At 57.6% G+C, this 14,870-nt stretch carries 11 protein-coding genes, 1 tRNA gene and 1 pseudogene; 5 read left to right on the forward strand and 8 right to left on the reverse strand.

Translation table 11 applies throughout. The annotated features are described in order from the left end of the window. The first annotated feature begins 10 nt into the window (after positions 1-10). The 3 genes from PGR23_RS14990 to PGR23_RS15000 all read left to right on the forward strand — a co-directional run bounded on the left by PGR23_RS14990 (position 11) and on the right by PGR23_RS15000 (position 3,468). Positions 11-895 (forward strand): sugar phosphate isomerase/epimerase family protein, encoded by an 885-nt coding sequence (locus PGR23_RS14990; protein ID WP_289578029.1) that lies wholly within the window; start codon positions 11-13, stop codon positions 893-895. A gap of 23 nt (positions 896-918) precedes the next feature. Beyond that, positions 919-1,818, forward strand: coding sequence for a myo-inosose-2 dehydratase (gene iolE / locus PGR23_RS14995; RefSeq protein WP_396279986.1), 900 nt, complete (start codon positions 919-921; stop codon positions 1,816-1,818). 153 nt (positions 1,819-1,971) lie between these two features. Continuing rightward, positions 1,972-3,468, forward strand: a complete 1,497-nt coding sequence (locus PGR23_RS15000) for a sugar porter family MFS transporter (protein WP_015368530.1) — start codon at positions 1,972-1,974, stop codon at positions 3,466-3,468. A gap of 100 nt (positions 3,469-3,568) precedes the next feature. On the opposite strand, the gene PGR23_RS15005 is transcribed toward PGR23_RS15000, so the two are convergent. The 8 genes from PGR23_RS15005 to PGR23_RS15040 form a co-directional block, all read right to left on the reverse strand. Further along, positions 3,569-4,879, reverse strand: coding sequence for an ABC transporter substrate-binding protein (locus PGR23_RS15005; RefSeq protein ID WP_396279985.1), 1,311 nt, complete (start codon positions 4,877-4,879; stop codon positions 3,569-3,571). Further along, entirely contained in the window at positions 4,872-5,945 is a 1,074-nt protein-coding gene (locus PGR23_RS15010; protein WP_042894203.1) for an ABC transporter ATP-binding protein, read from the reverse strand. The genes PGR23_RS15005 and PGR23_RS15010 overlap by 8 nt, the downstream gene beginning before the upstream one ends. A 5-nt stretch (positions 5,946-5,950) precedes the next feature. After that, the gene (locus PGR23_RS15015) at positions 5,951-6,775 is read right to left on the reverse strand and encodes a phosphodiesterase (protein WP_320482899.1); all 825 of its coding nucleotides are present in this window, start codon (positions 6,773-6,775) and stop codon (positions 5,951-5,953) included. Between the two features lie 10 nt (positions 6,776-6,785). Further along, positions 6,786-7,673: a carbohydrate ABC transporter permease gene (locus PGR23_RS15020; RefSeq protein WP_063447659.1), complete on the reverse strand. Its 888-nt coding sequence runs from the start codon at positions 7,671-7,673 to the stop codon at positions 6,786-6,788. Next, positions 7,663-8,535 carry a carbohydrate ABC transporter permease gene (locus tag PGR23_RS15025; RefSeq protein ID WP_045378542.1) on the reverse strand — a complete coding sequence of 291 codons (873 nt, stop codon included), beginning with the start codon at positions 8,533-8,535 and terminating at the stop codon, positions 7,663-7,665. Before PGR23_RS15025 ends, PGR23_RS15020 begins: the two co-directional genes overlap by 11 nt. Before the next feature lie 142 nt (positions 8,536-8,677). Continuing rightward, entirely contained in the window at positions 8,678-9,697 is a 1,020-nt protein-coding gene (gene ahr / locus PGR23_RS15030) for an NADPH-dependent aldehyde reductase Ahr (RefSeq protein ID WP_015368523.1), read from the reverse strand. A gap of 113 nt (positions 9,698-9,810) precedes the next feature. Beyond that, positions 9,811-11,280 (reverse strand): SulP family inorganic anion transporter, encoded by a 1,470-nt coding sequence (locus tag PGR23_RS15035; RefSeq protein ID WP_396279982.1) that lies wholly within the window; start codon positions 11,278-11,280, stop codon positions 9,811-9,813. Next, positions 11,277-11,915 carry a carbonic anhydrase gene (locus PGR23_RS15040; RefSeq protein ID WP_396279981.1) on the reverse strand — a complete coding sequence of 213 codons (639 nt, stop codon included), beginning with the start codon at positions 11,913-11,915 and terminating at the stop codon, positions 11,277-11,279. The genes PGR23_RS15035 and PGR23_RS15040 overlap by 4 nt, the downstream gene beginning before the upstream one ends. A gap of 574 nt (positions 11,916-12,489) precedes the next feature. Here PGR23_RS15040 and PGR23_RS15045 point away from each other — a divergent pair. Both PGR23_RS15045 and PGR23_RS15050 read left to right on the forward strand, forming a co-directional pair. After that, positions 12,490-12,574 (forward strand) — tRNA-Leu (locus PGR23_RS15045). A gap of 222 nt (positions 12,575-12,796) precedes the next feature. Next, positions 12,797-14,041: pseudogene (locus PGR23_RS15050) on the forward strand (tyrosine-type recombinase/integrase); the annotation flags it as partial. Between the last annotated feature and the right edge of the window lie 829 nt (positions 14,042-14,870).

Here is a 14,870-nt window from a genome sequence, read left to right on the forward strand (position 1 = left end):
GGTAACGACGATGAAAATTGCTTTTGATGTCGATGTGATTCGAGATCTCGGGATCACCAGAATGGTCCAGCAGGTGGCGGAGTGGGGCTACAAATACATTGAACAGTCGCCGCACCCGCAGATTAACCCATTCTACAAACATCCGCGCGCCAGCCGGGAGATCATGGCCGAGTATAAGCAGGCGCTGCGTGACAACGGCGTTGAACTCTCCTCGTTCATCTGCGTTTATCGCTGGTCCGGCCCGGATGAGCTGCGCCGTCAGGCGGCGGTGAAGAACTGGAAACGGCTAATCGAAGTAGCGGTAGAGATGGGCGTGCAGGTTATCAACACCGAATTTTCTGGCGATCCTAACCAGCCGGAAATTTGCGAAGAGATGTTCTACCGCTCGATGGAAGAACTGCTGCCGATATTCGAACGTGAAGGGATCCGCGTCGAAATCCAGGCCCATCCGTGGGACTTCTGCGAAGAAAACAACGAGACGGTGGATATCGTGAAGTCCTTCCGCAGCGACAACGTGAAGTATGTCTACAGCGTACCGCACACCTTCTTCTACGACAAAGGTAAAGGTGAAGTCGAGAAGATGCTGCGCTATGCCGGGCAGGACCTGTCGCACGTGTTGATTGCCGATACCCGCAACCACACCAAACACTGCCGCTATATCGTTAATCCGCCGGGCGTTGACGCCGCCGTACACCAGCACGTCGGCGTCGGCGAGGGGGATGTCGATTTCAATGCTCTGTTTAGCACTCTGCGCGATATGCGCTTCGCTGAACAGACCTTCAAAGTTGGCGGTGAACCGATCGTCTGCACCTCGCTGTTTGGTTACCCGGAAAAGATGAAATACCAGGCCGTGGAAACGCGTGAACTTATCGAACGTGAACTGCTGCGCCGGTAAGGCGCGGCGGCAGGAGCATCAAAATGAACAAAGACAACGTCAAACTGGCTATCGCCCCTATCGGTTGGACTAACGACGATATGCCTGAGCTGGGGAGCGAAAACACATTTCAGCAAACGGTCAGCGAAATGGCGCTGGCCGGGTTTACCGGCAGCGAAGTCGGCAGCAAATATCCGCGCGACCCGGCGGTGCTGAAGCCGATGCTGGATATTCGCGGCATGCAAATTTGCAACGCCTGGTTCAGCACCTTCTTCGCGAATGGCCAAAGAGAAAAAACCATCGATGAATTCGTTAACCACATGAATTTCCTCCATGCGATGGGCGCGAAGGTGATTGGCTGCTCTGAACAAAGCGGCAGTATCCAGGGGCTCGATAAACCGATCCTCGGCGATGTAAAACCGTGCTTTAGCGACGAAGAGTGGCAGCGGGTAGCCGAAGGTTATAAGGCGCTTGGCAAACTGGCGGCAGAGAAGGGGATGCAGGTTTGTCTGCATCACCATATGGGCACCGGCATTCAGACTGCCGCGGAGATCGACAAGTTTATGTCGCTGGTGGACGAACGCGTCTTCCTGCTCTATGACACCGGTCACGCCTGGTATTCAGAGGGCGGCGAGGCGCCGATGCTGGCGATCCTGAAAAAATATCTGCCGCGCATCAACCACGTGCATCTGAAAGACGTCCGCCCCGCGGTGATTGAGCAGGTGCGCCGCGAAGGGCTCTCATTCCTCGACGGCGTCAAGAAAGGCACTTTTACCGTACCGGGAGACGGCGAAATAGATTTCCGCCCGGTCTTCCAGTTGCTGGATGACTACGACTACAAGGGTTGGATGGTAGTGGAAGCCGAACAAGACCCTGCGCTGGCGAACCCCTTCGAATACGCCGTAAAGGCGCGTAAGTACATCCGCGAAACGGCAGGAATCTGATCGTTGATGCATTTCGGGCCACACAGCTGCGTGGCCTGCTTTTTCTAAACCTCAAAAGAACCACACGAGAACGACACGTCCGTGAGGCAGGAGGCCTCTGTATTCAGACAAGAGCATATCTTCCCCCTACAAGGTAGGTTACTGGAGTCTTCTATGTCACAGGAACAATATCTCACACTCAATAAAGCGTCGGGGCCGAATAGCGACGCCCCGGCAACGCCGTTTGTTAAGATCGTCGCGTTGATTGCGACCTTAGGCGGTTTACTCTTTGGCTACGACACCGGGGTGATTTCCGGCGCCCTACTGTTTATGGGTAAGGAACTGCACCTCACGCCGTTTACCACCGGGCTGGTGACCAGCTCGCTGCTGTTCGGCGCCGCATTCGGCGCACTGCTTTCTGGCCATCTGGCCAGCGCCGCAGGCAGAAAGAAAATCATCCTCTGGCTGGCGGTGATCTTCGCTATTGGCGCGGTGGGTACCGCCCTTGCGCCGGACGTCAACTGGATGATTTTCTTCCGCCTGGTTCTCGGCGTAGCGGTTGGCGGCGCGGCGGCAACGGTGCCGGTATATATCGCTGAGATGGCGCCCGCCAACAAACGCGGGCAACTGGTCACGCTGCAGGAGCTGATGATCGTCTCCGGCCAGCTGCTGGCCTATATCTCTAACGCCACCTTCCATGAGCTGTGGGGCGGCGAGAGCACCTGGCGCTGGATGCTGGCGGTGGCGACGCTGCCTGCCGTGCTGCTGTGGTTTGGCATGATGTTTATGCCGGATACCCCGCGCTGGTACGCGATGAAAGGCCGACTGGCGGAAGCGCGCCGGGTGCTGGAGCGTACGCGGCGTAAAGATGATGTCGAATGGGAGCTAATGGAGATTACGGAAACTCTCGACGAGCAGCGCAATCTCGGTAAGCCAAAAATTCGTGAAATCATGACTCCGTGGCTGTTTAAGCTGTTCATGATCGGTATCGGCGTGGCGGTTATTCAGCAGCTTACCGGCGTCAATACCATTATGTACTATGCGCCGACGGTGCTGACCTCGGTCGGTATGACCGATAACGCCGCGCTGTTCGCCACCATCGCCAACGGCGTGGTTTCGGTACTGATGACCTTTGTCGGCATCTGGATGCTGGGGAAGATAGGCCGTCGCCCAATGACCATGATCGGCCAGTTCGGCTGTACCGCCTGCCTGGTGTTTATCGGCGCGGTGAGCTACCTGCTGCCGGAAACGGTCAATGGTCAGCCGGATGCGCTGCGCGCCTATATGGTACTGGCGGGAATGCTGCTGTTCCTGAGCTTCCAGCAGGGGGCACTGTCGCCGGTGACCTGGCTGCTGTTATCGGAAATTTTCCCAACCCGGATGCGCGGGATGTTTATGGGCGGGGCGGTGTTCTCAATGTGGATTGCCAACTTCCTGATCTCGCTGTTCTTCCCGATGCTGCTGTCGTGGGTCGGCCTGTCCGGAACCTTCTTTATCTTTGCGGCAATCGGCATCTTCGGCGCGATCTTCGTGATCAAATGCGTGCCGGAAACGCGCAACCGCAGCCTTGAGCAGATCGAGCACTATCTGCGCGAGAAGCTGGATACCAGCCCGGCGGGAAAAGCCTACGCGCGTAAATCCTGGGCTTCGTCGCAGGCGGATAAAATCTAAGGCTTCACAAAATCTCCCCGGCGCATCCTGCGCTGGGGGCGGTTGGTCACCCGGCCTGGGCGTTTACGGCGCAAGCCGGGCGCCCCGCAACCGATCTGTGCTACTTCACTTCTCCCAGCGCGGTCTTATCAACATAAGGTTTCATTAGCGCGTCAGCTTCCTTCTGTGCCGCCTGTACCGCGGCTTCCGGCGTTACTTTGGCATCGTTGACCACCGCCGCCAGCTGGTTCTCCATCGCCTTACGCACGGCGACGGTCTCCCAGGTGGAGTACCACGGATGCGCGTACTTCAGCTGTTCAAGGGCGATCGCCGCCCGCGGATCCTGCTGCAGATATGCTTTCATCTCCGGCGTATCGTAAGAAGCCTTGCGCGGCGAGAAGTAGCCGGTAAAGCGGCTCCACGCCCCGTTCACCTGCGGGCTTACCAGATAAGTCAGGAACTGGTAGGCCGCTTTCTTCTGCGCGTCGTTGATGCCTTTAAAGCTTACCAGGCTGGCGCCGCCGATCGGCACCGCGCGCTGCTCCTTGGCTGGTAGCATGGCGACGCCGAGTTCAAAATCTTTACTGTTCTCGCGCATAAAGCCCAGCGCGCCGGTGCTGAGCATCGCCATTCCGAGCTTGCCGGAGAAGAATGAAGCGCTGATCTGCTTCGAATTCAGTACCCCGGAAGGCATCACTTTGTCTTTGTAGATCAGACCCTGCCAGAAGCGCAGAGCGCCGATAGCGGTCGGCGAGTTGTAATAAACCTCACCCGGATAGTCTTCATTGAAATATTTACCGCCGTTGGCCCGCACAAGCGCCGAGAAGATCCAGCCGCCGTAGTCGTCGTTGGTCGACGGCAGCATGATCCCCCACTGGCCTTTGCTCTCGTCGGTCAGCTTTTTTGCATCGGCCAGCAGCTCGGCCCAGGTCTGCGGTGGTTGGGCGATTCCAGCCCGATCGAACAGCGTCTTGTTGTAGTAGAGGATCGGCGTCGAGTTATGGAATGGGATCGCATAGGTGGTGCCCATCACCTGGGCGTTCTTATGCATCGCGGGCCAGAATTCCTTTTGCAGAAAATCGCCAGCCTTTTGATCGCCATATTTAAACAGTTCGTCCATCGGCAGGATCTCATCCTTCAGCGCCAGATCGGTAGTGAAGTTGGCGGACATGATCACCAGCGCCGGCGGTTGTCCGGCCTTCTGTGCGGATTCGGCTTTGATCTTGGTGGTGTCATAGTTGCCGGTGAAGATGCCGCGAACTTCGACATCCTGCTGCGAGTCGTTGAACGTTTTAATAACGCGTGTCATCTCCATCGTCAGCTTGCCGTCGACCGGGGCCGGGAACATGAAGTCTATTTTCTCTTTCGCCAGCGCCGCGCCGCTCAGGGCGAGGCTGAGCCCAACCGTCAGGGCGGTGATGGGGTTAAACATGGTCTGTCTCCATCAGTAAATTATGCTGGGTCTCAGCATGAAAAAGATGCACATCGGCAGGCGAGAAGCCGAGGATCAGCGATTCGCCTTTTTCAGGTACCGTGCCGCGGTGGCGGCGGCTAAAGCGCAGGGTGCCGATCGGCGTGCTGACGTGGAGCAGATAATCGGCTCCCATCAGTTCTCGTTGCAGGACGGTGCCCGGCAGGCGCAGATGGCCTTGCTCCACGCGGTCGGTAATATGTTCCGGGCGAATGCCCAGCCAGACGCGGGTCTGGCTGCGGTGGCGCGGCGGTAGCGGATGGCGTAGTTCGCCAAGCTGAACGTTGCCGTCAACGCAGGGGAGCGATAGCAGGTTCATCGCTGGCGAACCGATAAATCCGGCCACGAACAGATTGGCCGGGTTGGCATACAGATATTCTGGCCGTCCTACCTGCTGCACGTGGCCGCCGTTCATCACCACGATGCGGTCGGCCATCGACATGGCCTCGGTCTGATCGTGGGTGACGTAGACGGTACTGGTTTTCAACTGCTGGTGGAGGTCCATAATGCTGTCACGGACTTCGCTGCGCAGGCGGGCGTCGAGGTTGGACAGCGGTTCATCCATTAAGAACAGCCGCGGATTACGCACGATCGCCCGCGCCATCGCTACCCGCTGCCGTTGGCCGCCGGAGAGCTTAGCCGGTTTGCGATCGAGCAGCGCCTCCAGCTGCAGCATCTGCGCGACTTTATCTACCCGCGGCTGCCAGCCGCTTTTCTCTTCCTTGCGTACCTTCATGCCGAAGGTGATGTTGTCGCGCACAGAGAGATGTGGAAACAGCGCATAGTTCTGGAAGATCATCGCAAAATTGCGTTCGCGCGGCGTGGTGTCGGTGATATTCTCATCATGCAGCCAGATTTCGCCTTCGCTGACCTGATCCAACCCGGCAAGCAGGCGCAGTAGGGTGCTTTTACCACAGCCCGACGGGCCGACCAGCACCACAAATTCGCCTTCGTGAATATCAAGCGACAGCGCGCTGAGCGCCGGTTTACCGTCGAAATGTTTACTGATGTTTTGCAGACTGAGCATGGCGGTTAGCGCTCTTCCGTTGGACAACTGATGTTTTCGTCGTACAGCCACGGCCCGGCGTAGTGGGCCAGCGAGTGCTGGTAGCTCACCCATTGCTCGCCGACCTGGCGGTGCATCAGGCACGAAGCCGGCGAGAGATCGTAATACGGACGAGTGTCTTCGTGGCAGTAAGGCACCTGATGGACGGTGCCGGGGAGGGTGGAGATCAGCGTCTGGCGATACTGGGTCATGGTTAGGCTATGGTTATGACCGCAAAAGATGCGCGTCAGCGACGGGAAACGCTCTACCAACGCCAGCAGACGGTGGCCGTTTTCACAGGCAATCGGGTCCATCTGCGCATTGCCCAGCGGCAGCGGCGGGTGGTGCATAAACACCGTTGCCGGTTTGTCGCCGCCCTCGAATAGCTGCGCCTCCAGCCAGCTGATGGTCTCGTCAGTCAGCCAGCCTTTTGAAGTGCCGGCGCGGCTGGAGTCGATAAACAGCAGGCGGGTAGCGAAGTCGTCAACCGCATAGCGCATATTATTGGCATCGTTGCCGAGCAGCGGGCACAGCGGCTGCAGGTACTCCAGAAACAGTGCTTTATCATCGTGGTTGCCGGGGATCGGATACAGCGGATAATTCAGGCTGCCGAGGATCTGGCGGGCGACCTGATACTCCTCCGGGCGGCCGCAGTTGACGATATCGCCGCTCACCACCACCGCATCCGGGCGTTCGCGCAGCGCGTTAAGTTGAGAAACCATATCAGCATTGGCGGCATTGACGTCGATAAAACCGTACAGCTTTTCGCCGCGGCTGCGGAAATGGGTATCGGAAATGTGCGCTAACAGCATGAATAACTCCTTATTTGATCCCGGAGAAGCCGAAGCTTCGCAGGAACTGTTTCTGGAAAAGGATGAACGCCAGCATCAGCGGCAGGCAGACCATCAGCGTCCCGGCGCCGATGGTGCCCCATTGGCCGCCGGATTCAGCGCCCATGGCGAAAGAGACCAGCCCGACCGTCAGCACCTGCTTATCGGGATCGTTGAGCATCATCAGCGGCCACAGGTACTCGTTCCAGTGGTAGGTAATGCTGACGGTGGCGAAGGCCAGCACCGACGGCCAGGACATCGGCAGCAGTACGCGGAATAGCACCTGCCACCAGCGGCAGCCCTCCATCAGCGCCGCCTCTTCCAGCTCTTTCGGGATGGCGAGGAACGCCTGGCGCATCAGAAACACGCCAAACGCCGAGGTGAAGTAGGGCATCATTACGCCGGTCAGGGTGTTAAGCAGGCCGAAGGTTTTCAGGGTCAGCATGTTCGGCACCATCATCACCACCGGCATGATCATCAACTGGACGAGGAACAGCAGAAACAGTGTTTTCTTGCCGCGAAATTCGTGGCAGGCGAAGACGTAGCCGGCGGTGGTGATGGTGAGTAGCTGCACGAAGAAAGTGCCGAAGGTAAAGATAAGGGTGTTGGTGTACAGGCTCAGCCAGTCGGCGCTGTCCCAGGCGTCGCGGAAGTTATCGAGGGTCAGCGGCAGACGGGGCAGCAATGAGGCCATATCTTCGCCGAAGGTGGTGGCGCTGAACGAGGTCGCCAGCATCCAGATAAACGGGCTCACCCATAGCAGCGCCAGGCAGCACATAATTACCGTCAGGGTAAAGGGCTGCGAGCGACGTAGGCGCAACCACAGCGGACGCGAAGCGGCGGGCGAGCGGACCATCAGCGGCGAGATTTCAGCGCTCATAGTGGGCTCCTTTTTCCAGCAATTTCAGGTTAATCAGCGAGAAGGCAAACAGCCCGGCCAGCGTCAGGAAGGTGGCGGCGGAGGCTTTGCCGAGGTCGTGGGTATCCCAGGCGAGATTCTGGATGTAATAGAGCAGCACGGTCGTGGCGTTATCCGGCCCGCCGCGCGTCATCACCGCGACGTGATCAATCTGGGTAATGGAGTAAATCAGCGCGGTGGTGATAACAAAGCTCAGCGTCGGGCGCAGCAGCGGCAGCGTGACCTTAAAAAACACCTGGGTGCGGCTGGCCCCTTCCATCAGCGCCGCTTCCCGCGTCGAGGCCGGAATGCTCTGCAACCCGGCGAGGAAAAACAGCATGTAATAACCGGCGAACTTCCACACGCCAATCAGCGCCAGCGCCAGCAGCGCGCTGTTGCTGCGCCCCAGCCAGTTGTTGTTCAGCGGACCAAATAGCTTTGCCAGATAGTGATCGAGCAGGCCGAGGCCGGGCATAAAGATAAACAGCCACAGCGCGGCGGCGCTGACCATCGGGATAATCATCGGGAAGAAAAAGGCGGTGCGCAGCCAGCGGTTGACGCGGTGATTCTCGCTCAGCGCCACCGCCAGCAGCAGAGCGAGCGTCACGCCGGGTACCACCGTCAGCAGAATATAGAGCAGATTATTGACCAGCGATTGCCAGAAAACGCCGTCGGCAAACAGGCGGGCGAAGTTATCCAGTCCGACGTACTGCGCGCCATCGCTGGCCATGCGGGTATCAAACAGGCTGTCATAGACCGAACGGCCAAGTGGAAACCAGGTAAACAGCAGTAAAAACAACAGGGAAGGCGACAGTATCAGCCAGGGGAGCCAGCGCTTATTCATGGTGACGGGCGTCTCGTTCAGGCGTTTATGGAAGCCCGGATTGTGGGAAGCGATGACTACAGGGGAATGGCGGGGAGATGACGGTTTGATGAAGCAAGGAGAAAAGCGCCGGGCGTACGGGACGCCCGGCGGTAAATACCAATCAGAAGTCGGCTTTTAGTACCGCGCGATAGCGGGCTTTACCTTCGCGCACGTGTTTCAGCGCTTCGTTAATTTGCGACATCGGGAACAGTTCGGTGGTTGGCGCCACTTTGCTACGCCCGGCGAATTTCATCAGCTTACGCAGTTCGGACGGGTTACCGGTCGCCGAGCCGGAGATGCTGCGGTCGCCGCCGATCAGGGTAAAGGCCGGTACCGGGAACGGCTTCATCACCGCGCCGACGGTGTGGAAGTTGCCGCCGTAAGCCAGCGCCTGGAAGTACGGCTGCCAGTCAAGGTCCACCGCCACGGTGTTGATGATCAGATCGAACTGACCGGCCAGCGCGGTTAACGCCTGCGGATCGCGGCTGTTCACCACGCGGTCGGCACCCATTGCCAGCACTTCCTGCTCTTTCGCCGGGTTGGAACTGAAAGCGGTTACTTCCGCCCCCATCGCCCGCAGCAGTTTAATCGCGATATGGCCGAGGCCGCCGATACCAATCACGCCGACGCGGCTGGTAGCGGTAACGTGGTGGGTCAGCAGCGGTTTGAAGACGGTGATGCCGCCGCACAGCATCGGGCCGGCGGAAGCCAGATCGATGCTCTCCGGCAGCGGGATCACCCATTGCCAGTCGGCGCGCAGCTTATCGGCGAAGCCGCCGCGGTTCATAATGGTCGGTACAGAGCCTTCCAGGCAGTTGATCTGATTGCCGCTGATACAGGCGTCGCAGTGGCCGCAACTGCGCGCCGTCCAGCCGATCCCGACCTTCTGACCAATCTTCAGCCCTTTATCCCGTGCCGCGCTGCCCAGCGCCGCCACCCGACCAATAACCTCGTGACCGGCGACCAGTGGGTAGCTCGACATGCCCCATTCGTTATCGATCATCGACAGGTCCGAATGACAAATCCCGCAGTACTCCACTTCGACTTCAACATCTTCCGGCAACAGTTCGCCGGCATCGTACTCCCACAGCGACAGATCGGCGCCCGCTTCTTTGGCGGCGTAACTTTTAATGATGCTCATGTTTGTTTCCTTGGGGTTGGCGTAGTAACGAAGAAAGTGTAGAGCATGGCAACAGGCGTCGCTTGGCATTAGGAGGGGTGGATAACCGGGCGGACCAGCCGCCCGGGAGACGGTCAGCGGCTGGCAAGCGGCCACTGATTGAGGCGGATACCGCGCTGCGGCGCGCTCTCGGCAAAATCATCCAGCACCGCCTGCACATCCGGGTCAAGGTAGCCGACGTTATCGTGCTCGACGATCACCACGCTCTTTTCCGGAATTTTCGCCAGCAGCGCCAGCAGATGCGGATTGTGTAAAAAGGTCAGGTTCTGCTGGATGCGCAGCACGTAGTGATCGTCGTAGCGCGCCAGCTGCAGCGAATGGCGATGGCTACGCCAGATGCTGAACGCCACCTGGGTGGCGAGGCCAATGCCGATCCCCGCCAGCATGCCGAAGCCGATAATTCCGCCAATGGTGGCAAGGAAGGGGACGTACTGTGCGGCGCCCTGGCGGAACTGTTCAATGAACAGCCGCGGCGTCGCCAGCTTATAGCCGGTATACAGCAGCACGGCAGCGAGGCTGGCGAGAGGGATTAACGTCAGCAGGCCACTAAACCACAGTCCGCAGATCAGTAGCAGTACGCCGTGGATAAAGATCGACAGTTTGCTCTGTGCGCCGTTGCTGACGTTGACCGAGCTGCGGACGATGACCGCGGTGATCGGCATCGCCCCGAGTACGCCGGAGAGCAGGTTGCCGACGCCCTGGGCGACCATTTCGCGGTTCGGCGAAGGCGGCGGATTTTGCGGACGCAGTTTTTTCAGCGCCTCCTGGCTGAGCAAGGTTTCGAGGCTGGCGACCAGCGCGAGGGTCAGTGCCACCACCCACACCGACGGATTACGCCACGCGCTCCACGCAGGAGACTCCAGCTCGCCCAGCAGATCGCCGAGGCTACCGAACTCTGGCAGGGTAATGCGCGGCAGGGAGGCAAGCTGCTGTGGCGCGGCCTGGGTCATTAATACGGTGGTGACACAACCGAGCAGGACCGCGATCAGCGGGCCGGGGATCCAGCGCAGGCTCTTCACCCGGCGGATAAGCGGCGAACCCCACAGCCATAGCACCAGCAGGCCGCCCAAGGCGACGGCGATAGCGCTGAGGGAGAAGGTGGCGTTACCCTGTACGATATCGGCGAGCCCGGTCTCTTCTGCGCTGCCAAGCGCGACGGGGATCTGCTGCATAATCAGCAGGATGCCGATCGCCGCAAGCATACCTTTGATGACGCTGGCGGGAACCAGCGAAATAAAGCGCCCGGCCCGCAGAATGCCGAACAGCAGCTGCAGCACGCCGGCCAGCACCAGCGCCATCAGGAAGATGGAGAAGGAACCCAGGGATTCGATGGCGGCGACGACGATGGTGACCAGTCCGGCGGCGGGGCCGCTGACGGCGAAGCGGGAAGGGCTGAGGGCGGTGACGACCAGGCCGCCGATGATACCGGTCAGCAGACCGACAAAGGGCGGTAAGCCGCTGGCCTGGGCGATGCCGAGGCACAGCGGCAGGGCGACAAGGAAGACGACAATGCCTGCGAGAGAGTCCTGACGAAGAGTATTCATGGGGCATGCTCCTGAGGTGAGAGGTGTTCGACGAGAGTGGTCAGATGGCCGGATGCCAGATCGTAGACGCAGCCGTGCAGGCTGAGCGGCCGTCCGCTGGCGAGCAGCGTCTGTACGGGATCACAGTCAAGCAGGCGGCTGAACTGGGCGCGAACGTTGGCCTCCACCAGGGCATTGAGCGCTTTGGCCGCGTCGGCGTCAGTATCAGTGGGTGTCAGATCAGCGATATCACCCTGCAGGGTATCGCGCAGCGAGCCGATGCGGCGGGCCAGCGCCGAGGACTCGTGGGCCAGCGGCATCTCCGGCAACGACAGCGCCGCCTGCACGCCGCCGCAGCCGTAGTGGCCGCAGAGCACCACCCGTTCGACCTCGAGATAGTGGAGGGCATATTGCAGTACGCTCATAAAGTTGTCGTCGGCAGGGTCAATCATGTTAGCGATATTACGGTGGACGAAGAGTTCGCCGGGATGGCTGCCGGTGAGCACTTCGGCGGGAACGCGGCTATCGGAGCAGCCAATCCACAGCGAATGCGGCCGCTGCCCGGCTACCAGTTTTTCAAAATATTCCGGGTCATGCTGGCACTTCTGCAGCGCCCAGCTGCGGTTACGCGCCAGTAAAGGTTTTAAGGTAGTCACAGTCTTTCTCCTGAGTAAATTCACCGAGTGAAGATGTCCATCGAGACTCGTACAGCGACTAGTAAAAATAGTATTTACCGAAACTTTCACGCCTGAGGAAAATCCTGGAATAAAGAGCGAAAACAAAACTTTTCATTAATGTAAAGTTATAAAAAATATTGACGTAATTAATAAATCCTTAAGGATTGCGGTAATAAGAAAAAGCGATAGGGTAGTTTTTTATGGAATATATAAATCAATTACATTGATTATTCTGGAATCTTATATTGAGTGCTCGAGGAAGCGTAAATGCTTATGGTTGGCGGCGATAAAACGCTGGCGCGGTAAGAGAGTAGCGTGAGATTAGTTTGAGAAAAATTGAGGCGGGATTAGTGATGTGTTAGTCGTAGGGGCAGGGAAGCGAAGGCCAGGGAGCCGGTTTGCTGCACATTGATGGGGGAAAAATGTGACGCCGCACCGCTCGTTTGTGGGATTGCGCTGTTTTTTTCAACACTTAGCACTACTGATGCACGCTGTCGCTTGCATGGCGGCTATCGACAGGTATAATCCAAAACGTTTTCCGTATCCCTTCAGTGCCGAAGTGGCGAAATCGGTAGACGCAGTTGATTCAAAATCAACCGTAGAAATACGTGCCGGTTCGAGTCCGGCCTTCGGCACCAAGTGATGCAATAATTAGCTACCTAAGGGTGGCTTTTTTTGTGTCCATTTTCGTCCAAATTCGTCCATATCCGTCTGTAATTCAAAGATAATTTATTTTTCGGCACTAACAATATTTATTTTGTGGTCTTTCCGTGTTGGTCATTTTTCATCCATTGACATCCACACGATTTGGGGGCCAAATTGGGGGCTTAGACGTAGTTCGATAATAGTGAGGCCCCCAAATGGCACTAACAGATCGCGCTATAGTCCACGCCAAGCCTTGTGGCAAGCCGTATAAGCTCAGTGACTCGCATGGACTTTACCTGCTGGTTAACCCTAACGGTTCAAAACGCTGGTACATCAAGTACCGCTTTGTAAACAAAGAGAAAAAGCTCGCTTTAGGACCTTATCCGCTTTTGACGCTTGCACAGGCAAGACGCATGCGTGAAGAGGCCCAATTACTGCTGATTTCCGGCATCGATCCGAGCGCACACCGAAAGGCTGAACGCCTTGCTATAACGCCGGAACATACGTTTGAGTCTGTGGCACGCGAATGGGTCACCAGTAACGTGAACTGGTCGGCGGAACATAAGAAGCGGGTGCTGCGTTACTTCGAGCTTTATGTGTTCCCCACGAACGGCAGCTGTGACATCACCAAAATGAAGGTTAAAGACCTGCTGGTACCCATCAAAGAGGTGGAGAAAGCGGGCAAGCTGGATGTTGCTTCCCGGCTTCAGCAGCGCACTGCCTGCGTGATGCGCTACGCCGTCCAGAACGGCATTATCGATCATAACCCCGCATCGGATTTAACCGGCGCGGTCTCCACGCCCAAAGTACGTCACCACCCGGCGCTGGATTTGAATCTTATCCCTGATTTCCTGGAAAGAATCGACGATTACAAAGGCCGTCAACTGACTCAACTGGCGGTAAAGCTGGCGCTGCTGCTGTTTATCCGCTCCAGCGAACTGCGCTTTGCCCGCTGGGATGAAATTGACCTGCGTAACGCCATGTGGACAATCCCCGCCGAGCGTGAGCCGATCCCCGGCGTTAAATATTCAGCGCGTGGGGCGAAGATGCACTCCCCACACCTGGTCCCATTGTCACGTCAGGCCATCGAACTGCTGCACGAGGTGCGGCAGCATTGCCGACCGGGAACTGAACTGGTATTCCCCGGCGATCATAACTACCGCAAACCGATGAGCGAAAACACCATCAACAAAGCGCTGCGGGTGATGGGCTACGACACCCAGAAAGACGTCTGCGGCCACGGTTTTCGCACTATGGCCTGTAGCGCGCTGGTGGAGTCGGGCCTGTGGTCAAGCGACGCGGTAGAGCGCCAGATGAGCCATCAGGAGCGCAAGCGCGTGCGGGCGGCGTATATCCACAAGGCGCAGCACCTGGAAGAGCGCCGGGAGATGATGCAGTGGTGGGCAGATTATCTGGATGCAAACCGGTTCAGGCATGTGGTGCCGTACGGCTTTAAAAAGCAGTCGGGAGGCGCACTCGACCATATGAGCTTTCAGGAGCGCAATGACCGGCAGCTGGAGGAGCTGAAAGCCAGAATACTGGCTGACTCGGATTGGCTGACGGCGTCTGAATTATCCGCAAAAGCGGGTTTTCGTTCCGCCGATCCTGATGCTGGCCCGAAAGGCTGGAAAGCCGCCGGGAAGATATTCTCGCTGAAGGTCGACGGGGAGGATTTGTACCCGGATTATGTTCTGGATGAGAAAATGCGGCCTCTTAAGGTTGTCCGTTTGATTCTCTCACTGTTTAAGGAGCGTAAAACACCGTGGGGGCTGGCTATCTGGTTCGGTTCGGCAAACCGCAGGCTGCGAGGTGGGAAGCCGAAAGATTTGCTGGTGTCAAAGTCAGAGTTGGTTTTGATGGCGGCGCAGGATGAGGTGGAGTTGGGAGAGTGATGCTGGCATTTAGTTATTATTAGAGCAGGGCTGTTTATGTCGGGGAGGCAACGGGAGCAAAGCAACCCGGCATTTACGTAGACTGAAAATATTGGCTGTGGTTTAGCTTAGCCCTCCCCGTAGGTAGTTAAATTTGACCGTTAGCTAAGAGCGAGGAACGGACGTTAGCACTAAGCTTTGAAGCGGCTGAAGCGAAGGATAAATCGTCCCAGCCGCGCAACTAGTGAACTGAACCTTGTTATGCATTTTCCATTAACAGAGCCAAAAGTTGCAAAGCGCCAGATGCAATTAGTAAGAGAAAACAGTGACTCCTGTGTCACTTGATAAGTGGCATGTGCCCTTTTCCAATTAGCTTTATCATCAATGCTAGATCCCGTTCTTTGTGATGCTATATCTC

Source organism: Klebsiella sp. 141162, from assembly GCF_050600755.1.
Taxonomy (GTDB): Bacteria; Pseudomonadota; Gammaproteobacteria; order Enterobacterales; family Enterobacteriaceae; genus Klebsiella; species Klebsiella aerogenes.